Raw genomic sequence first — 19,629 nt, 5'->3', positions numbered from 1 at the left:
CGCCATGGGCGGACATCACCACCACGATCACGACCACGACAACCACTTCACCGCCATCGAGGCGCGCGTGAAGGCGCTGGAGACGCTGATGGTCGAGAAGGGCTATGTCGATCCGGCCGCGCTCGACGCCATCATCGATACCTACGAGACCAGGATCGGCCCGCGCGACGGCGCCCGCGTCGTCGCCAAGGCCTGGACCGATCCCGCCTTTGCCGAACGGCTGAAGGCGGACGGCACGGCGGCCGTGGCCGAACTCGGCTATGGCGGGCGCGGCGGCGAGCACATCGTCGCCTGCTTCAACACGCCCGAGCAGCACAACCTCATCGTCTGCACCCTCTGTTCCTGCTATCCGTGGCCGGTGCTCGGGCTGCCGCCGGTCTGGTACAAATCCCCGCCCTACCGCGCCAAGGCGGTGATCGATCCGCGCGGCACGATCGCCGATTTCGGCGTGACGCTGCCGGAGGGCCAGCGCATCCGCGTCTGGGATTCGACCGCCGAGACCCGCTTCATCGTCATCCCGATGCGCCCGGCCGGCACCGAGGGCTGGAGCGAGGAGAAGCTGGCGAGCATCGTCTCGCGCGATTCGATGATCGGCACCGGCCTGCCTGCCGTGGAGGATGCCGCATGAACAGCGCCCATGATCTCGGCGGCCAGATGGGTTTCGGGCCGGTCGTGCCGGAGCCGAACGAACCGGTTTTCCACGGCGACTGGGAAAAGCGCGTGCTCGCGATCAACGTCGCGGCCGGTGCCATGGGCGCCTGGACCATCGACGAGATCCGCCATGCCCGCGAGAGCCTGCCGCCGGCGGAATATCTCTCCTCGACCTATTACGAGATCTGGCTCGCCGCACTCGACAAGGTGCTGGTCAAGCACGGCTTCCTGACAGCGGACGAGCTCGCGACCGGCAAGCCTTCGGCTGAGCGCCGCGAGCCAAAGCGCGTGCTCGAGGGCGAGGAGGTCGCCGGCGTGCTGCGCCGCGGCTTTCCCTATGAGCGCAACGCCGAGACACCGGCGCGTTTCGCCGTGGGCGACAAGGTCCGCACCATCGTCATGCATCCGCAGCACCACACCCGCCTGCCGCGCTATGCCCGCGGCAAGCAGGGCGTGATCGAACGCATCGTCGGCTGCCACGTCTTCCCCGATACCGGCTCGCAGGGACAGCCCGAGACGGCGCAGTGGCTCTACAGGGTGGTCTTCGCCGGCCGCGAGCTCTGGGGCCGCGACGGCGACCCGAGCTCCACCGTCAGCATCGAGGCGTGGGAGAGCTATCTTGAGCCGGCCTGAAACCGATCTGCCCATCGATCACAATGTGATCGATGTCCAAAATTTGGAGCATTGCTCTTCCGAAAAACCGGAAGCCACTTTTTCGAGCAATGCTCTAGCGCTCGCGGCCGACACGCCGATCCCGCGCGATGCCGAGGGACCGATCTTCGCCGAGCCCTGGCAGGCCCAGGCCTTCGCCCTCGTCGTCGCGCTGCAGAACAAGGGCGTCTTCACGGCCGAGGAATGGGCGCAGGCGCTCGGTGCCGAGATCCGCGAAGCGCTCGCTGCTGGCGGCTGTCGTGATGGCTCCGACTATTACGAGCGCTGGTGCGAGGCGCTGGAGCACCTGCTGATCGAAAAGGGCATCGCCTCGGATGACGGCGTCGACGCGCTCGCCGCCTCCTGGGCGCGCGCTGCCGAGGCGACGCCGCATGGCAAGCCGATCCGGCTGGAGAACGATCCGCTGCGCCCGACGGAGGCAGCGTCGATCGGGTAGCCTGTCATCACCCTGAAAAAGAACGCCGGCAAGGCGTCGTCACAACCTGGGAGAATCCCGATGAAGACGCGCCTCGCAACCGGACTGATCTGCACCGTCCTCCTCGCCGCGGGCTCCGCCCGCGCCGCCGACCCGGCCCTCAACGATACGATCCCGAAGCTGACCCGCGCGACGCAGTGGCAGCAGAAGGCGGCGGTGACGCTGCAGTTCCCGACCTTCCACCCGCAGGGCATGGTCAAGATCGGCGACGCCTTCTTCGTCTCCTCGGTCGATATCCGCAAGCCGACGACCCGCTTCCCGAGCCCGCAGGGCGGCTATGACCGCGACACCGGCGAGGGCGTGGGCCATCTCTTTAAGTTCGACGCCGAGGGGCGCCTGCTGGGCGATCTCACGCTCGGCGAGGGCTCGGTCTACCACCCCGGCGGCATCGACTTCGACGGCCAGCACATCTGGGTTCCCGTGGCCGAGTACCGGCCCAACAGCCAGTCGATCATCTACAAGGTCGATCCGGCGACGATGAAGGCGACCGAAGTCTTCCGCTTCAAGGACCATATCGGCGGCATCGTCCACAACACCGACGACAAGTCGCTGCACGGCGTCAGCTGGGGTTCGCGGCGCTTCTACAAATGGCCGCTCGACGCCGAGGGCAAGGTCACCAATGCCGGCACCGCCCCGGAGCAGCTGCGCGTCATCAACCCGGCGCTCTACATCGACTATCAGGATTGCCACTTCATCGGCCGCAGCCGGATGCTCTGCTCCGGCCTCAACAATTATCGTGTCGCGCCCGACGCGCCGATCTTCCGTCTCGGCGGCTTCGAGATCGTCGATCTGCGCGACAACCGGCCCGTCTACCAGCTTCCGGTCGAGCTCTGGTCGCCTTCCGGGCTGCCGATGACGCAGAATCCCTTCTGGGTCGAGCCGGCCGGACAGGGCGTGCGTGCCTATTTCATGCCGGACGACGACAAGTCGACCCTGTTCACCTACGAGGCCGAGGCTCGCTGAGCCTAGATCGCCGCGCGTCCAATCGGACGCGATGACGGCGATCTATGTATTTGTTATCGCATCGGATTTTTCCGAAAAGTGGAATCCACTTTTCGGTCCGATGCTATAGAGCATTTTCGAGCGAAGTGGATACCGGTTCGCGTAAAGAAAATGCGATAAATTGAACCGCCATGCCGGCGATGCGTACTCTTCCCCTCCCCCTTGTGGGGAGGGGATAGGGGTGGGGGTGGCGCCGCTTGGTGACCGGCTGCAGGATCGCGCCGTGGCAGCAGCGCCGAAAACACGTCCCCGTCGATCGCCCTTGCTTTTCGACCCCCGCCCCATCCCCTCCCCACAAGGGGGAGGGGAAGCGTCGCGCCAGCCTGCGCCTTACGATTCCAGCTTAAAGCACAATGCTCTAGCTCCCCATCCCGCCGAGCCAGAGGCCGGTGAACAGCGCCGCGCCCAGCACGGCGACGAAGGCGGCGGCGAGAAGCTCGAGCCCGGCGATCAGCCGTGCCGAGCGCAGGCTGCCACCGCCGGCGAATTTCAGCGCCGCGAATTTGAAGAAGACCGCAAAGGCGGCAAGCGCTCCGGTAGTGATCGCGGTGCCGAGCGCCATGGCGAAGGTCGCGGCGACGCCGGCCCAGAACAGCCCCTGCGAGGCGGCGAAGACGAGGATGATCAGCGCGCCGGCGCAGGGCCGTGCGCCGGCCGCCAGCACGACGCCGGCCATGTCCCGCCAGCCAGCGAGCCGCGAGACCTGATCGGCATCCGGCATATGAACGTGATCGCAAGCCGCCGGATCATGTGCCGCGCCCGTCTCCAGCGCGATCAAGGTCCCCGACTTGCGCCAGAGCATCAGCAGGCCAACCAGCGCCACCAGCAGGAAACTGCCCTGCTCGATCACGGTGGTTGCGGCATTCAACTGGATCGCCGTGACCCGCAGCAGCAGCGTCGCGACCGTCACGATCGCGATGGCGACCAGCGCCTGCAGGAAAGCGGCGGCAAAGCTCAGACCCAGGCCCCGCTTCAGGCTGCGGTTGTCGGCGACGATATAGCCGGAGATCACGGCCTTGCCGTGGCCCGGCCCGGCCGCGTGGAAGATGCCATAGCCGAAGGAGAGCCCGAGCAGCCCCCAGAGCGCGCCCGGCGCCGTCGCGATCGCCTTCAGCGCCGCCGTCAGCTCGCGGTAGAAGCTCGACTGCCAGGCGATCAGCAGCGCGCCCAAGCCGGTGGTGGACGGCAGCGCCTCGCGCGGCAGAGCCGTGCCGAAGGGGTTGCGCGACGGTGGCGGTGGCGGCGGGCTCACGCTCGCGATCAGCACGGCGAGAAGCGTGACCGCGCCCCCGACAAGGAGCAGCGCCAGCGCGCAGGCGAGGAGTCGCCGCGAGAGTGACACGCCGGCCGGGCGCGCCGTATCCGCCGGCGTCACGGACATGCCACCAGCGCCCGCGTCGTCACCTCGAGCCCGCTGACATCGGGCGTCGCGGTGATGTCGGCCTCGGCCAGGCGCTTCTGCGTGGCGTCGTCGAGCTTGGGCGGGCGGTTCACCCGCACCACGCAGCCCTCCGGCGCGCCCTTGGTGACGACCGCATCGGGCGCATCGACGATGGTGAAGGCGACGAAATAAGTGGGGTCGCCGATCTCGATGCCGAAGGAGCGCGCCCGCGGCGGGCTCTTCAGCGGCAGAGTATAGGTCAGCGTCAGAACCTTGTTGTCATAGGACATGACCTGCTCGCCGGGCGTGCCGAATTCCTGCTTGCGGCCGTTGATCTTGGCGACGGTGAAGAACTCGACGTCGGGCAGAGATTCGACATTGATCTTCGCGAGTTCGGCGAGCTCGTCCGAGGTCAGCTTGCCGTCGCCATTCTTGTCGAGGCCCTGGGTGATGTAGGCGGAATAGGCCTCGTCGAAGCTCCAGTGATGCCGGATCGCCTGCACCGAGCCGTCCGGCGCGAAGACGATTTCGGCCTTCGCATTGACGAAGACATGCGGATGCGCAGCCGCCGGCCCCACCGCTAGGGCGGCCAGCAGGAGTCCCGACAGGGCCGTCAGACATACGCGTCGCGTCACAGGCGAAATCCTCCACAGTCCCGGCACGCTTGCGTGGATCATGGTTAAGCGATCGTCAACGGCCGTGACGACGAGCGTGCGACGGCCCCAACAGCCATCCTCGCCAAACGGGGCCAAATCGCGGCGCCTCCCCACGCGCGCGCCGGGCATTCCCGCAAACCTCTGGACCGGGCCTCGAAAACTGGAATGATACCAGATCAATTGACCGCCTCCGGTCGATATGTCAGCATCACTGACATATTTGCCGCAAAGACGGCGGAGCATGAGGCCGGGACAACCGGCCCGTCGGCGGAAACGACGATCCGGGAGGCCACCATGGCCGAGACACCGCGCATATCCGGCACCCAGGCGGGAGCGCTGCGCAGCGTCGCGCTCGACGACAAATACGATCTCGACAAGCGAGAGGTCTTCCTCACCGGCACACAGGCCGTTGCCCGCATGCTGCTGATGCAGCGCGAGCGCGATCGTCGCGCCGGGCTCGACACGGCCGGCTTCGTCTCCGGCTATCGCGGCTCCCCGCTCGGCGGGCTCGACCAGCAATTGATGCGCGCCGGCAAGGCGCTGAAAGCGGCGAACATCGTCTTCCAGCCTGGCTTGAATGAGGACCTCGCCGCCACCGCCGTCTGGGGCACGCAGCAAGCGGGGCTGAGCGGCGAAGGCAAGCATGATGGCGTCTTCGCGCTCTGGTACGGCAAGGGGCCGGGCGTCGACCGCTCCGGCGATGTCTTCCGCCACGGCAACATGGCCGGCACCGATCCCCATGGCGGCGTCATCTGCCTGATGGGCGATGACCACACCGCCGAATCCTCGACCAACGCCCACCAGACCGAGTTCGTCTTCGTCGACCGGATGATGCCGATCCTGAATCCGGCCGGCGTGCAGGAGATCATCGACTACGGCCTGCATGGCATCGCGCTCTCGCGCTTCGCCTCGGTCTGGGTCGGCATCAAATGCGTGAAGGACAACATCGAATCGACGGCCTCGATCGACGGCTCGCTCGATCGCGTCGCGATCGTCACGCCGACGGACTACGTCCCGCCGCCCGGCGGCCTCGCCATCCGCCGCGAGCTTGATTTCGTCGAGCAGGAACGCCGGATGCATCTCTACAAGCGCGATGCGATGCTGGCCTATCTGCGCGCCAACCGGCTGAACCGTATCGTCACCCATGGTGGCAAGCAGCCGCGCATCGGCATCGCCACCGTCGGCAAATCCTATCTCGACGTGAAGCAGGCGCTCGAAGACCTCGGCATCGACGAGGTCCGCGCCAATGATCTCGGCATCCGCCTGTTCAAGCTCGCCTGCCCCTGGCCGATCGACCCGGCCGAGCTGAAATCCTTCGCCGAGGGCCTCGACCTGATCATGGTGGTCGAGGAGAAGCGCTCGCTGATCGAGGTGCAGGTCCGCGAGGAGCTCTACGGCGCTGCGCACCAGCCGATGGTGATCGGCAAGAAGGACGAGAAGGGCGACTGGCTCTTCCCGGTCCATGGCGCGCTCGACCCCAACGACATCGCGATCGCCCTCGGCGGCCGCCTCCTGCAATACTGCGACGATCCCGCCCTGCGCGCGCGGCTGGAGGAGATCGCGAAAGCGCAGGGCCGCCTCGCTGAAGCGCAGGAGATCGCGAGGCGCACGCCCTATTTCTGCTCGGGCTGCCCGCACAACTCCTCGACCGTCGTGCCGGAAGGCTCGCGCGCCTATGCCGGCATCGGCTGCCACTACATGGTGCAGTGGATGGACCGCGACACGGCGGGCTTCACCCAGATGGGCGGCGAGGGCGCGAACTGGGTCGGCGAAGCGCCATTCTCGACGCGCGGCCACGTCTTCCAGAATCTCGGCGACGGCACCTACACCCATTCCGGCTCGCTCGCGATCCGCTGGGCCGTCGCCTCGGGCGTCAATGTCACCTACAAGCTGCTCTACAACGACGCCGTCGCCATGACCGGCGGCCAGCAGGCGGAAGGCCATCTTTCGCCTGACCAGATGGCGAGGCAGGTCGCGGCCGAAGGCGTGAAGCGCATCGCCGTCGTCAGCGACGACCCCGGCAAATATCCGCCCGGCACGCAATGGCCAGCGGGCGCGACCCTGCATCACCGCGACGAACTCGACGCCGTCCAGCGCGAGCTGGCGGCCACCTCCGGCGTCTCGCTGCTGCTCTACGACCAGACCTGCGCCACCGAGAAACGCCGGCGGCGCAAGCGGGGCGCCTATCCCGATCCCGACAAGCGCGTGATCGTCAACGAGCTGGTCTGCGAGGGCTGCGGCGATTGCGGCGTGCAGTCGAACTGCGTCTCGGTGCAGCCGCTCGAGACCGAGTTCGGCCGCAAGCGCCAGATCGACCAGTCCAACTGCAACAAGGATTTCTCCTGCCTCAAGGGCTTCTGCCCCTCCTTCGTCACCGTGCACGGCGCGAAACCGAAGAAGGCCGATCCCCTCAGGCTCGATACCGTGGCCCTCGGCGAGGGCGAGATTCCCGAACCAGCCGTGCCGGCGCTTGATCGCAGCTTCGCGGTGATCGTCACCGGCGTCGGCGGCACCGGCGTCGTCACCATCGGCGCCATCCTCGGCATGGCCGCCCATCTCGAGGGCAAGGGTTGCGGCATGATCGATATGGCCGGCCTCGCCCAGAAGGGCGGCGCCGTCTTCAGCCACGTCAAGCTCGCGCCGCACCCCGACGACATCCACGCCATCCGCGTCACCGCCGGACAGGCTGATCTCGTGCTCGGCTGCGAATTGACCGTCACTGGCTCCAAGAAGGTGCTCGGCGCGATCCGGGCCGAACGCGGCACGGTCATCGTGAACACCGCCGAGAGTCTGCCGGGCGACTTCACCCGCAACGCCGATTTCTCGCTGCCGACCGAGCGGCTGAAGCGCGCGATCCTGTCGGCGGCCGGCCGCGACCAGACGCATTTCATCGACGCGACCGCCGCCGCCGTCGCCTTTTTGGGCAATGCCATCGCTGCCAATATGTTCATGCTCGGCCATGCCTGGCAGCTCGGCACGGTCCCGCTCTCCCGCGAGGCACTGCTCAGGGCCATCGAGCTCAACGGCGAAGCTGTCGCCATGAACAGGCAGGCCTTCGAGCTCGGCCGCCGCGCCGCGCATGATCCCGAAGCACTGGCCGGGCTCCTCTCGCGGAGCAAGGCGGCGACGCCGGCCCGCCAACTCTCCCAGACGCTCGACGAGATCATCGAGCGTCGCGTCGCCTTCCTCACCGCCTACCAGAACGCCGCCTATGCGGCGCGCTACCGCCATCTCGTCGCACGCGTGCAGACGCGGGAAGCTGCGGTCACGCCCGGCCAAACCGTGCTGAGCGAGGCCGTCGCCCGCAATCTCTTCAAGCTGATGGCCTACAAGGACGAATACGAGGTCGCGCGCCTCTACAGCGACGGCGCCTTCCGCAGGCAGGTCGCAGCGACCTTCGAGACCGAAGGTAGCGAGAGCAAGCCGTTGCGCTACGAGTTCCACCTCGCCCCGCCGCTGCTGGCGCGGCGCGATCCCAACACCGGCCTGCCGCGCAAGATCAGCTTCGGTCCCTGGATGATGGGCGCCTTCGCCGTGCTGGCGAAGCTCAAGGGCCTGCGCGGCACGGCCTTCGACCTCTTCGGTTACACTGAGGAGCGCCGCACCGAGCGCCGCTTGATCGCGGAGTACGAGACGCTGCTGAACGAGCTGCTGACCCGGTTCTCATCTGAGAACCATGCGGTCTGCATCGCCCTCACCGCCATCCCCGAGAAGATCCGCGGCTTCGGCCACGTTAAGGAACGGCATCTGAAGGCAGCGAAGGCGGAAGAGGCGGTGTTGCTCGGACAGTTGCGAGGCGGAGCTTCCACCGCGTCAACTCTGCCCCAGGCGGCGGAGTAAGGCGCGGAAAACCCCTCTCCTCTAAGGAGAGGGGCAGGGGTGAGGTGTAGGCCGTTGGACCAGCGCAGCGCCAACCTCACCGCCCCGGCGACCACCTCACAGCAATGTCGGGTAGCGGCCATCCCCTCACCCTGCCCTCTCCCTCCGGGAGAGGGTTCCCCGCGCCCTTTCGTTTCAACTACGCCTCTTTCGTTCAACTTGAGTCAGGGTCCCGTCGCAGCCCATACTACCCCGCGAGCCGCTCCATTGCCGGGACCATCCCCATCTTGATCACCCCCGAGGAACTGCGCGCCATCGCCTCCTGGTCCCGCGACCTGTCGGACGACGAGTTCGAGGAAGCGCGGCGCGGCATCTCCTTCAAGAGTTACGGCAAGGGCGCTTCGATCTGCCATGTCGGCGACCGGCTGGAGTCCTGGACCGGCGTGGCCGAGGGGCTGGTCAAGATGGCCACCACCTCGAAATCCGGCAAAACGGCGACGCTCGCGGGCATGCGCGCCGGCGCCTGGTTCGGCGAGGGTACGGTGATCAAGGCCGAGCCGCGGCGCTACGAGCTGGTAGCGTTGCGCGAGACACGGCTTGCCCTGATGCGCCGCTCGACCTTCCTGTGGCTGTTCGAGCATTCGGCCGCGTTCAACCGCTTCCTCGTCCACCAGTTCAACGAGCGCCTCGCCCAGTTCATCGCACTGGCCGAGACCGAGCGCACGCTCGATTCGACCGGTCGCCTCGCCCGCAACCTCGCCTGGCTGTTCAACCCGATCCTCTACCCCGATCTTGGCCGCACGCTGGCGATCTCGCAGGAAGAGCTCGGCATGCTCGCTGGCATCTCACGCCAGATGGCCAATCAGGGTCTGGCGAAGCTCGCCGACCTCGGCCTGATCGAATTGGGACATGGCAGCATTACCATCCGCGACCTCGACAAGCTTGCCCGCTACGAAGGTTGATGTTTCTCGAATGGCACCAAATCGCGTCTCGCGCGTTGCCTTTCCCGAACAGCCCAGAGCTGGGAAAGGAACTTTCGATATGTTTGGCTTCTTCGATGTATTCATAAGGCGGGTCAACGACCAGGCGACCGAATACGCTACCGCCCAATCGGACATCGCTCGGCGCGTTTGGGGCGAATGGGTCGATCCCCTCCACGTTCTCCAGCCGGCGAAAGCCACGGTCGATCGCCGTGCGCATGGTCGGACGCCTCGTCGCGAAGCCAGCTATCACCGTCAGCGTTTCTGAACGGCAGCCAACCCGCCCGTTCAGGCTTCATTGGGTCCACCCCTGATCCAATACGGCCATCGACTGAAGGAGACGACCATGCGTAGAATTTTGATGGCCGCCGGCCTCGCCCTCGCCGCGATCGCGGCCACGCCGGCTAGCGCTACAACGCAATCCATTCCGCAGGCCGAGGCGCTGGACAGGCTGCCCGCCGAATATACCCGCCACACCCGCGAGCATCGCGAATGGGAAATCCAGCGGAACATGGAGCGGCAGCACAGGCGCGACTATTACCGTCACGGCCGCGGCTATGATCGCGGCTACGGCTATGGTCGCCGCCATGGTGGCCCGCCACCCTGGGCGCCGGCCCATGGCTACCGCCGGAACCACTATTACCGCTACTGACCGTTTCGCGACGGTTCCGGATCGGCCCGCAGCTCATGCGAGTTGCGGGCCGATTTTTTGCGTAAGACTTTCGTCTCATGCGCAAGATTGACGCCGCGACACCGGTTGAAAACCGCCCAGGAACCGTGGAAATGTGAGGGAAATCCGAGCGAGAATCGGCGCCGCGCGCCAATGATCGAACCTCGGCGGGATGATACTCACTAAAAGGAGAATTGTCTGTCAAGCCCCTCCTTGCGAAGATGGTGCCAGGCTGCAAGTCTTGCATGACAACGAGACCGGGAACCGGCTCACAGGAGGCTGCCACGACGCATGGCAGCTCGTCAGGGAGAACGCAATCGTGGCAAGCGGCACCGCCGTTCAGGCGGACACCTTTCCGAAATTGCTGTTGCGCAACGCCAGGGAGCGCGCCGCGCGCGTCGCCTTCCGCCACAAGGATCTCGGCATCTGGCAGTCCTGGAACTGGGCGGAGGTCGCCGACCATGTCCGCAACTTCGCCAAGGGCATGCAGGATCTCGGGTTGAAGCGCGGCGAGAAGGTCGCGATCATCGGCTACAACCGGCCGAAGCTCTATTGGTCGATGTGCGCCGCGCAATGGATCGGCGCGATCCCGGTGCCGGTCTATGCCGACGGTGTCGCTGAGGAGATGGCTTATGTCCTCGACCATGCCGAGGCCGTCTTCGCCGTGGTGCAGGACCAGGAGCAGGTCGACAAGCTGCTCTCGATCACCGACCGCCTGCCGCATCTCAGGCACATGCTCTATGACGAGCCGCGCGGCCTGCGCGACTACGACCACAGCAAGCTCCACGCCATCGAGACGGTGATCGCGGCCGGCGCCAAGGCGCTGAAGGATCCCCAAGTCGAGGCCGCGCTCGCCCGCGAGATGGAACAAGGCCAGGGCTCGGACCTCGGCATCATCCTCTACACCTCCGGCACCACCGGGCGGCCCAAGGGCGTGATGCTCAGCCACTACAACGTCATCGTCGCCGCCGAGATTGGCTGCGGCTTCGACGGGCTCAACGAGAGCGACGAGGTCATCGCCTATCTGCCGATCGCCTGGGTCGGCGACCACGTCTTCTCCTATGCCCAGGCGATGCTGGCCGGCTTCTGCGTCAACTGCCCGGAAAGCCCGGACACAGTGATCGACGACCGCCGCGAGGTCGGCACGACCTACGCCTTCGCCCCGCCGCGCGTCTTCGAGAACATGCTGACCGTGACCATGGTGCGCATGGAGGATGCCGGCGCACTCAAGCGGAAGATGTTCCACTACTTCCTCGGCGTCGCGAAGCGCTACGGCGAGCAGATCCTGAATGGCGAGAGCGTGCCGCTGAAGGGCCGGCTGCTCTACAAGCTCGGCGATCTCCTGGTCTACGGCCCGCTGCGCAACCGCTTCGGCCTGACCAACATCAAGGTCGGCTACACCGCCGGCGAGGCGATCGGCCCCGAGCTCTTCCGCTTCTACCGCTCGATCGGCGTCAACCTGAAGCAGCTCTACGGCCAGACCGAAGCCGGCGTGTACATCACCATGCAGCCCAATGGCGAGATCAAGGCCGACACGGTCGGCAAGCCGGCGCCGCTGGTCGATATCCGTATCGACGACAATGGCGAGGTGCTCTATCGCTCGCCCTCGATCTTCGGCGGCTACTACAAGGACCCGGAGAAGACGGCCGAGACCATGACTGCCGACGGCTATGTCCGCTCGGGCGATGCCGGCTTCTTCGACGAGGGCGGCCACCTCAAGATCATCGACCGCGCCAAGGACGTCGGAAAGCTCGCGAGCGGCGAACTCTTCCCGCCCAAGTACATCGAGAACAAGCTGAAGTTCTATCCGAACATCAAGGAAGCCGTCGCCTTCGGCCAGGGCCGCGACTACGCCACCGTCGCGCTCAACATCGACCTCACCGCCGTCGGCAACTGGGCCGAACGCAACAACGTGGTCTACGCCTCCTATCAGGAGCTCGCCGGCCATGATCTCGTCTACGACATGATCGCCAAGCACGTCGACGAGGTGAACCGCTCGCTCGCCACCGAGCCGATGATGGGCGGTGCGCAGATCAAGCGCTTCCTCATCCTGCACAAGGAGCTCGATGCCGACGACGGCGAGCTCACTCGCACCCAGAAGGTCCGCCGCGGCTTCATCGCCGAGCGTTACGCCCCGCTGGTCGCGGCTCTCTATGACGGCTCGGAGGCCGCCGACATCTCGACGGAAGTCACCTTCGAGGACGGCCGCAAGGGCGTGATCTCGGCCCGCGTCAAGGTGCGCGACGCCAAGATCTATCCCGTCACCGGGCAGGAGGCGCCGGCAGCGGCGAAGGCAGCATGAACGCGGAGCCGATGAACGTGACCGGCACTCCCATCCGCGGCAAGGGCGAAGTCCTGCTCTCGGTCGAGAACATCTCGCTGCGCTTCGGCGGCGTGAAGGCGATCACCGATGTCTCCTTCGACATCCGCAAGGGCGAGATCCGCGCCATCATCGGCCCCAACGGCGCCGGCAAGACCTCGATGCTCAACTGCATCAACGGCTTCTACCAGCCGCAGGAAGGCCAGATCGTCTTCAAGGGCGAGCGCCGCGCCAAGATGCGCCCGCATCGCGCCGCCGCCGGCGGCATCGCCCGCACCTTCCAGAACGTCGCGCTGTTCAAGGGCATGTCGACGCTGGACAACATCATGACCGGCCGCACGCTCAAGATGAAGAAGGGCTTGTTCTGGCAGGCGCTGCGCCACGGCCCGGCGATGCAGGAGGAGATCGCGCATCGCCGCGTCGTCGAGGACATCATCGACTTCCTGCAGATCGAGCACATCCGCAAGCTGCCGGTCGGCAAGCTGCCCTACGGCCTGCAGAAACGCGTCGAGCTCGGCCGCGCGCTCGCCATGGAACCGGAGCTGCTCCTGCTCGACGAGCCGATGGCCGGCATGAACCTCGAGGAGAAGGAGGACATGTGCCGCTTCATCCTCGACGTGAACCAGCAGTTCGGCACGACCATCGCCTTGATCGAGCACGACATGGGCGTGGTCATGGACCTCTCCGACCGCGTCGTCGTGCTCGAATACGGCCGCAAGATCGCCGACGGCACGCCGGACGAGGTCAAGGCGAACCAGACGGTGATCGACGCTTATCTGGGAGTGGCGCACTGATGACCGCGATCCATTCATCCCGCCCGAGCGATGTGGCGAGCCGTCATGCTCGCCCCTGTGGCGAGCATCCACGTCTTGGACACGACATTCGATCCGCGAAGTCGTGGATGGTCGGGACAAGCCCGACCATGACGGGTCAAGCAGGAGCACGGCCATGAGCGACGTCGCCACCAGGCCCGCCCCGAGCCCGCTCGCCAGCCCGCTGATCCGGACCGGCCTGATCCTCGCCGCCATCATCGTCGCAGCGGTCGTCGGCATCCGGCTCGATTCCTCCAACACCCTTTACGCCATCCTGGTCGACCCGTTCCAGCAGATGGCCCAGGCACCGGACCTGCTGGTGCAGACCATCTGGGAAGGGCTCGTCTCCGGCGTGCTCTACGCCCTGATCGCGCTCGGCTTCGTGCTGATCTTCAAGGCCTCGGGCGTGTTCAACTTCGCCCAGGGCATCATGGTGGTGTTCGCGGCGCTGACCCTGGTCGGCCTCTACGAGAAGGGCGTGCCGGCCTTCCTCGCCGTCATCATCACGCTCGGCGTCATGTTCGCGCTCGCCGTCACCATCGAGCGGGTGGTGCTGCGGCCGCTGGTCAACCAGCCGGACATCATCCTGTTCATGGCGACCTTCGGCATCACCTATTTCCTGATCGGCTTCGGCGAAGCCCTGTTCGGCGGCAATCCCAAGCAGATGATCGCCGAGCAGCTCTTCCTGCCAAAGGGTGCGCTCGATCTGCAGATCCTCGGCGGGCTGGTCTCGCTGCAGAAGATCGACATCGCCGCGGCGGTCATCGCCTCCCTGATGATCGCGGCGCTCGCAGCGTTCTTCCAATACACCCGCATCGGAAGGGCCCTGCGGGCAGTGGCCGACAGCCACAAGGCGGCGCTCTCGGTCGGCATCTCGCTCAACCAGATCTGGGTGATCGTCTGGTTCACCGCCGGCATCGTCGCGCTGATCACCGGCATCATGTGGGGCGCGCGCTCGGACGTCTCCTTCGCGCTCGAGATCGTGGCGCTGAAGGCGCTGCCGGTGCTGATCCTCGGCGGCTTCACCTCGATCCCCGGCGCCATCGTCGGCGGCCTCATCATCGGCATCGGCGAGAAGCTCGGCGAGTTCTACTGGGGCCCGCTGGTCGGCGGCGGCATCGAGAGCTGGCTCGCCTATTTCATCGCGCTGGGCTTCCTGCTGTTCAGGCCGCAGGGGCTGTTCGGCGACAAGATCATCGAGAGGATCTGATGCTTGCGCCAATGAACCTCGCCGTCATTCCGGGGCGATCCGCAGGATCGAGCCCGGAACCCATAACCGCAGGCAGTGCCGGAAACGGCGCGACCTCTTCGCAAGCGACAATGTTCATGGATTCCGGGCTCGACGCTTCGCGCCGCCCCGGAATGACGGTGTAGCCATGCTCTACCGCGAGGCCGGCCAGTACAAATCGACCTACTCCGCCGACATGGCCGTCTTCCCGCTCCGGGAAGACAGGATCGGCATCGCCGTCATCCTGGCGACCGCCCTGGTCGCGATCCCCTTTTTCGGCAGCGACTTCTTCATCGCCTCGGTGATGATCCCCTTCCTCGTCTTCTCGCTGGCGGCGATCGGGCTCAACATCCTCACCGGCTACACCGGGCTGATCTCGCTCGGCACCGCCGCCTTCATGGGCGTCGGCGCCTATGCCTGCTACAAGCTGACCACCTTCTTCCCGAACGTGAACATCATCGTCCTGATCCTGCTCTCGGGGCTGTTCTCGGCCGGCATCGGTGTGCTCTTCGGCCTGCCCTCGCTGCGCATCAAGGGCTTCTACCTCGCCGTCGCGACGCTCGCCGCGCAGTTCTTCCTGCAATGGGCCTTCGTGCGCGTGCCCTGGCTGTTCAACTACAACGCCTCGGGCGCGATCGAGGTGCCGCAGCGCACGCTGTTCGGCCTGCCCGTCACCGGCGCCGCCGCGACGCCCGAGACGCGCTATTTCGTCTGCCTCGGCCTCGTCGTGGTGCTGACCTGGTTCGCCTCGAACCTGGTTCATGGCAAGCTGGGGCGCTCCTGGATGGCCGTGCGCGACATGGACATCGCGGCGGAGCTCATGGGCATCAAGCTGCTCAACGCCAAGCTGATGGCCTTCGCCGTCTCCTCCTATTTCGCCGGCGTCGCCGGGGCGATGATGATCTTCTTCTGGTACGGTGGCGGCGAAGCAGCGGACGTGTTCTCGATCCGGCTCTCCTTCAATATCCTGTTCATGGTCATCATCGGCGGCCTCGGCTCGCTGATCGGCTCCTTCTTCGGCGCCGCCTTCCTCTCGATCCTGCCGACGGCGCTGAAGTTCGGCTTGCCGGCGCTCGGCATCCCGCTCGCCGGCGCCGCCGCTGAGCACGTCACCTTCATGCTGGTCGGCGCCCTGATCATCATCTTCCTGATCGTCGAGCCGCATGGGCTCGCCCGGCTCTGGCAGATCGGGAAACAGAAATTGCGGACGTGGCCCTTCCCCTATTGAGGCCGAAGCATGGCGCGAAAAGTGGGAACCGGTTTTCGCTCGATGCCATGCTTCCGAGTCAAAAACGGGGAAGGCCCAAGAAACGACCGGCGACGCTGAAGCGCCGGCGCTGAAAGACCGATCCGGCAGCTGCCTGGTCGGGAGGAAACGAACGGAGGAAGTCCATGAAGACCAGCATTCTGATGAAAGGGGCGGCTCTGGGCGCCCTACTCACCGCAGCCGGTGTGATCGCTCCGGCCGCGGCGCAGGACAGCGTCTATTTCGCCAACAACGCCTATCGCACCGGCCCGTTCTCCGGCTCGGGCATCCCGATCGGCGACGGCATGCGCGACTACATCACGATGATCAATGAGCGCGACGGCGGCGTGAACGGCGTCAAGGTCGTCTATGAGGAGTGCGAAACCGGCTACGACACCAAGAAGTCGATCGAGTGCTACGAGCAGGCGAAGGCGAAGAACACCATCGTCTATTCGCCCTGGTCGACCGGCGCGACGCTGGCCGCGATCCCGCGCGCCCATGTCGACAAGATCCCGATCCTGTCGATGGCCTATGGCCTCTCGGCCTCGGCCGACGGCACGAACTTCCCCTGGGTGTTCATCCCGCCCTTCACCTACTGGGACGGCGCCTCGATCATGGTGAAGCACATGGCGGCCGAGCTCGGCGGCATGGACAAGCTCAAGGGCAAGAAGCTCGGCCTGATCCATCTCGACGCGCCCTTCGGCAAGGAGCCGATCTCGGTCCTGGAGAACCTCGCCAAGAAGTACGGCTTCGAGCTGAAGCTCTATCCCGTGGCCGCAGCCGACATGCAGAATCAGGGCTCGCTCTGGCTCTCGATCCGGCGCGACCGGCCGGACTACCTCTACAACCAAGGCTGGGGCGCGATGAACCCAACCGCGGTCAAGGAGGCGATCAAGAACAACTTCCCGATCAACAAGCTGGTCGGCGTCTGGTGGGCCGGCGGTGACGACGACGCCCGCGCCGGCGGCGAGCAGGCCAAGGGCTATCGCTCGCTCAACCTCAACGCAGCCGGGCAGAACTTCCCCGCCATCCAGGACATTCTCAAATACGTCGTGGAGAAGGGGAAGAGCACGACGCCGAAGGATAAGGTCGGCGAGAACCTCTACAACCGCGGCGTCTACAACTCGATGCTGGTGGTCGAGGCCATCCGCAACGCCCAGAAGCTGACCGGCAAGAAGGTGGTCAACGCCGAGGACATGCGCCGCGGCCTCGAATCGCTGAACATCACCCCGGCCCGCCTCAAGGAAATCGGCATGGAGGGCTTCGCCACGCCGACGACGATCACCTGCACCGACCATTCCGGCCACAGCAAGGCCTATGTCGCGGAGTGGGACGGCACGAAATGGACGCAGAAGGGCGACTGGCTCGAGCCGATGAAGGACGAGGTCCGCCCGCTGATCGAGTCCAACGCCAAGGACTATGTCGAGAAGGCCGGCAACTGGCCGAAGCGCGTCGAGTCCTGCGAGAAGTCGTCCTGATGTGACGGCGGCCGGCGGCGGATCCCGCCGCCGGCACCCCTTTTACCGATTGCCGGGAGAGGCCGATGTCGACCGCCACCCTCGAAAAGCCAGCCGCAGCGACCGCAAGCGACACCATCCTGTCGCTCAACAACATCGAGGTCATCTACGACCATGTCGTGCTGGTGCTGAAGGGCGTCTCGCTCACCGTGCCGCGCCAGGGCATCGTCGCGATCCTCGGCGCCAACGGCGCCGGCAAGACCACGACGCTGAAGGCGATCTCGAACCTGCTCAAGGCCGAGCGCGGCGAGGTCACCAAGGGCTCGATCGTCTTCGACGGCGAGCGCGTCGACAAGCTTTCGCCGAACGAACTCGTCAAGCGCGGCTGCATCCAGGTGATGGAAGGCCGGCACTGCTTCGGCCATCTCTCGATCGAGGAAAATCTGCTGACCGGCGCCTTCACCCGCCGCGACGGCAACGCCGCGATCAAGCGCGACCTCGAGAAGATCTACACGCTGTTCCCGCGCCTGAAGCAGCGCCGCAATTCGCAGGCCGGCTACACCTCCGGCGGCGAGCAGCAGATGTGCGCCATCGGCCGCGCGATGATGTCGAAGCCGAAGATGATCCTGCTCGACGAGCCCTCGATGGGCCTGGCCCCCCAGATCGTCGAAGAGATCTTCGAGATCGTGCGCCGGCTCAATGCGGATGAGGGCGTCTCCTTCCTCGTCGCCGAACAGAACACCAACATGGCGCTGCGCTACGCCACCTATGGCTACATCATGGAGACCGGCCGCGTCGTCATGGACGGCGAGGCGAAGATGCTGCGCGAGAACGAGGACGTGAAGGAATTCTATCTCGGCGTCGCCGAGGGCAACAAGAAGTCCTTCCGCGAGGTGAAGAGCTACAAGCGCCGCAAGCGCTGGCTCTCCTGAGGCTTCCGGCCCTTCAGCCCGCCGATCCGCCCATTCAGCGAGACACCGCCATGACCGAGCATTACGATGCGCTCGAAACCCGCTCGCCCGAGGAGCGCGAGGCCGATCTCTTTGCGCGGCTGCCAAAGCTGATCGCCGCCGCCGTTGCGGCCCCTGCCTATGCCGAACGGTTGCGCGGCATCGATCCGGCTTCCGTCACGAGCCGCGCGGCGCTGGCGCGCCTGCCCGTGCTGCGCAAGGCCGACCTGCCCGCGCTCCAGAAGCAGGCCCTGCCCTTCGGCGGCTTCGTCTCGGCCGCGCCCGGCTCTTTCGGCCGGCTCTTCACCTCGCCCGGCCCGATCTTCGAGCCCGAGGGCACTGCCGCCGATGCCTGGAACGCCGCACGCGGCCTCCATGCCGCTGGCTTCCGGCCGGGCGACATCGTGCTGAACACGCTGAGCTATCACCTGACACCGGGCGGCTTCATCATGGACTCCGCCGCACGCGCCATCGGCTGCGCCGTGATCCCGGCCGGCCCCGGCAACACCGAGCAGCAGATGGAGGTGATCTCCGCCTACCGCCCGAACGCCTATGCCGGCACGCCGGACTTCCTCAAGATCCTGATCGAAGCGGCCGATGCGCGCGGCGTCGACATCTCCTCGATCAAGCGCGCCGTCGTCTCGGGCGCTGCCTTCCCGCCATCGCTCCAGGCCTGGGTTAAAGAGCGCGGGATCGATGCCTATCAGCTCTATGCGACCGCCGACGTCGGCGTCATCGCCTATGAGACGCCGGCCCGCGAGGGCATGGTGCTGAACGAGAACCTGATCGTCGAGATCGTCCGCCCTGGCACCGGCGATCCCGTCCCGGAGGGCGAGGTCGGCGAGGTCGTCATCACCAATCTCGACCCGCATCACCCGCAGATCAGGCTCGCTGTGGGCGATCTTACCGCCGTCCTGCCTCGCCGGAGCGCCTGCGGGCGGAGCAACACCCGCATCAGGGGCTGGATGGGGCGCGCCGATCAGACCGCCAAGATCAAGGGCATGTTCGTGCGCCCTGAACAGGTCGCCGAGATCGCCAAGCGCCATGCCGAGATCGCCAAGCTCAGGCTCGTCGTCGGCCGCGCCAACGAAACCGACACCATGACCCTCAAGGCCGAGATCTACGCCGAGCCAGCCGGCCTCGTCGATGCGGTGTCCTCGACCCTGCAGCAGGTGACGAAGCTCAAGGGCGCGGTCGAGATCCTGCCGCTCGGCGCCCTGCCAAATGACGGCAAGGTCATCGCCGACGAGCGTCCGGTGGGGTGAAGTCCCGTCATTCTCGGGCGAAGCGCAGCTTCGACCCGGGAATCT

General features: G+C 66.1%; 17 protein-coding genes. 15 read left to right on the top strand and 2 right to left on the bottom strand.

The genetic code is table 11. The annotated features are described in order from the left end of the window. Nucleotides 1-4 precede the first annotated feature (4 nt). Genes nthA through FQV39_RS21515 form a run of 4 tightly spaced genes read left to right on the top strand, consistent with a single transcriptional unit; the run spans nucleotide 5 to nucleotide 2,761 of the window. Nucleotides 5-628 carry a nitrile hydratase subunit alpha gene (nthA, locus tag FQV39_RS21530; protein ID WP_149132151.1) on the top strand — a complete coding sequence of 208 codons (624 nt, stop codon included), beginning with the start codon at nucleotides 5-7 and terminating at the stop codon, nucleotides 626-628. Next, complete coding sequence (nthB, locus tag FQV39_RS21525; protein ID WP_149132150.1) at nucleotides 625-1,284, top strand: nitrile hydratase subunit beta; 660 nt, start codon at nucleotides 625-627, stop codon at nucleotides 1,282-1,284. Before nthA ends, nthB begins: the two co-directional genes overlap by 4 nt. Continuing rightward, a complete protein-coding gene (locus FQV39_RS21520) occupies nucleotides 1,271-1,759 on the top strand; it encodes a nitrile hydratase accessory protein (protein WP_349238559.1) in 489 nt (162 codons plus the stop codon). The genes nthB and FQV39_RS21520 overlap by 14 nt, the downstream gene beginning before the upstream one ends. Before the next feature lie 60 nt (nucleotides 1,760-1,819). Then, complete coding sequence (locus FQV39_RS21515; protein WP_210251123.1) at nucleotides 1,820-2,761, top strand: DUF6454 family protein; 942 nt, start codon at nucleotides 1,820-1,822, stop codon at nucleotides 2,759-2,761. A 397-nt stretch (nucleotides 2,762-3,158) separates the two neighbouring features. Here the strand turns inward: FQV39_RS21515 and FQV39_RS21510 are convergent, their stop codons facing one another. Both FQV39_RS21510 and FQV39_RS21505 read right to left on the bottom strand, forming a co-directional pair. After that, nucleotides 3,159-4,181, bottom strand: a complete 1,023-nt coding sequence (locus FQV39_RS21510; RefSeq protein WP_149132149.1) for a nickel/cobalt transporter — start codon at nucleotides 4,179-4,181, stop codon at nucleotides 3,159-3,161. Then, entirely contained in the window at nucleotides 4,172-4,816 is a 645-nt protein-coding gene (locus tag FQV39_RS21505) for a DUF1007 family protein (RefSeq protein WP_187640009.1), read from the bottom strand. Before FQV39_RS21505 ends, FQV39_RS21510 begins: the two co-directional genes overlap by 10 nt. A 315-nt stretch (nucleotides 4,817-5,131) precedes the next feature. Here FQV39_RS21505 and FQV39_RS21500 point away from each other — a divergent pair, with 315 nt between their 5' ends. The 11 genes from FQV39_RS21500 to FQV39_RS21450 all read left to right on the top strand — a co-directional run bounded on the left by FQV39_RS21500 (nucleotide 5,132) and on the right by FQV39_RS21450 (nucleotide 19,584). Continuing rightward, a complete protein-coding gene (locus tag FQV39_RS21500; protein ID WP_149132147.1) occupies nucleotides 5,132-8,677 on the top strand; it encodes an indolepyruvate ferredoxin oxidoreductase family protein in 3,546 nt (1,181 codons plus the stop codon). A gap of 266 nt (nucleotides 8,678-8,943) precedes the next feature. Beyond that, nucleotides 8,944-9,618, top strand: a complete 675-nt coding sequence (locus FQV39_RS21495; protein WP_149132146.1) for a Crp/Fnr family transcriptional regulator — start codon at nucleotides 8,944-8,946, stop codon at nucleotides 9,616-9,618. 79 nt (nucleotides 9,619-9,697) lie between these two features. Then, entirely contained in the window at nucleotides 9,698-9,904 is a 207-nt protein-coding gene (locus FQV39_RS21490; RefSeq protein ID WP_149132145.1) for a hypothetical protein, read from the top strand. Nucleotides 9,905-9,982: 78 nt separating this feature from the next. Then, nucleotides 9,983-10,288, top strand: coding sequence for a hypothetical protein (locus tag FQV39_RS21485; RefSeq protein ID WP_149132144.1), 306 nt, complete (start codon nucleotides 9,983-9,985; stop codon nucleotides 10,286-10,288). Between the two features lie 337 nt (nucleotides 10,289-10,625). Further along, nucleotides 10,626-12,608, top strand: a complete 1,983-nt coding sequence (locus FQV39_RS21480; protein WP_248313103.1) for an AMP-dependent synthetase/ligase — start codon at nucleotides 10,626-10,628, stop codon at nucleotides 12,606-12,608. An 11-nt stretch (nucleotides 12,609-12,619) separates the two neighbouring features. Beyond that, complete coding sequence (locus FQV39_RS21475) at nucleotides 12,620-13,420, top strand: ABC transporter ATP-binding protein (RefSeq protein ID WP_210251252.1); 801 nt, start codon at nucleotides 12,620-12,622, stop codon at nucleotides 13,418-13,420. Nucleotides 13,421-13,733: 313 nt separating this feature from the next. Continuing rightward, nucleotides 13,734-14,648, top strand: coding sequence for a branched-chain amino acid ABC transporter permease (locus FQV39_RS21470; RefSeq protein WP_149133966.1), 915 nt, complete (start codon nucleotides 13,734-13,736; stop codon nucleotides 14,646-14,648). A gap of 166 nt (nucleotides 14,649-14,814) precedes the next feature. Continuing rightward, nucleotides 14,815-15,894, top strand: a complete 1,080-nt coding sequence (locus tag FQV39_RS21465) for a branched-chain amino acid ABC transporter permease (RefSeq protein WP_149132141.1) — start codon at nucleotides 14,815-14,817, stop codon at nucleotides 15,892-15,894. Between the two features lie 164 nt (nucleotides 15,895-16,058). Beyond that, nucleotides 16,059-17,390, top strand: coding sequence for an ABC transporter substrate-binding protein (locus tag FQV39_RS21460; protein WP_149132140.1), 1,332 nt, complete (start codon nucleotides 16,059-16,061; stop codon nucleotides 17,388-17,390). 65 nt (nucleotides 17,391-17,455) lie between these two features. After that, nucleotides 17,456-18,301, top strand: coding sequence for an ABC transporter ATP-binding protein (locus FQV39_RS21455; RefSeq protein WP_149132139.1), 846 nt, complete (start codon nucleotides 17,456-17,458; stop codon nucleotides 18,299-18,301). Nucleotides 18,302-18,351: 50 nt separating this feature from the next. Further along, nucleotides 18,352-19,584 carry a phenylacetate--CoA ligase family protein gene (locus FQV39_RS21450; protein WP_149132138.1) on the top strand — a complete coding sequence of 411 codons (1,233 nt, stop codon included), beginning with the start codon at nucleotides 18,352-18,354 and terminating at the stop codon, nucleotides 19,582-19,584. Nucleotides 19,585-19,629: the final 45 nt, after the last annotated feature.

Origin of the sequence: Bosea sp. F3-2 (assembly GCF_008253865.1) — a bacterium.
Lineage (GTDB): Bacteria > Pseudomonadota > Alphaproteobacteria > Rhizobiales > Beijerinckiaceae > Allobosea.
This window is presented reverse-complemented; position numbering and strand designations above follow the sequence as displayed.